A 527-nucleotide genomic window follows, 5' to 3' on the forward strand; every position below is an offset into this window, starting at 1 on the left:
ATCGGAGGCGCTCAAAGGTTCCTTCAGAATGGACGGAAACCATTCGGAGAGTGCAAAGGCAGAAGGGAGCCTGACTGTGACACCGACGGGTGGAACAGATACGAAAGTAGGACTTAGTGATCCGGTGGTATGAAAGTGGGATTGCCATCGCTCAACGGATAAAAGCTACCCTGGGGATAACAGGCTTATCACTCCCAAGAGTTCACATCGACGGAGTGGTTTGGCACCTCGATGTCGGCTCATCGCATCCTGGGGCTGTAGCAGGTCCCAAGGGTTGGGCTGTTCGCCCATTAAAGCGGTACGCGAGCTGGGTTCAGAACGTCGTGAGACAGTTCGGTCCCTATCCGGCGCGGGCGTAGGATATCTGAGAGGAGCTGTCCTTAGTACGAGAGGACCGGGATGGACGGACCGCTGGTGTATCAGCTGCATCGCCAGATGCATAAGGCTGGGTAGCCACGTCCGGAAGGGATAAACGCTGAAGGCATCTAAGCGTGAAGCCCCCCTCAAGATGAGATATCCCTGCTTCG

At 55.8% G+C, this 527-nt stretch carries 1 rRNA gene; it reads left to right on the top strand.

Annotation, left to right across the window (positions count from 1 at the left end):
• A 23S ribosomal RNA gene (locus tag BUA02_RS00005) occupies positions 1-527 on the top strand; the annotation flags it as partial.

The sequence above is a fragment of the Butyrivibrio hungatei DSM 14810 genome, from assembly GCF_900143205.1.
Taxonomy (GTDB): Bacteria; Bacillota; Clostridia; order Lachnospirales; family Lachnospiraceae; genus Butyrivibrio; species Butyrivibrio hungatei.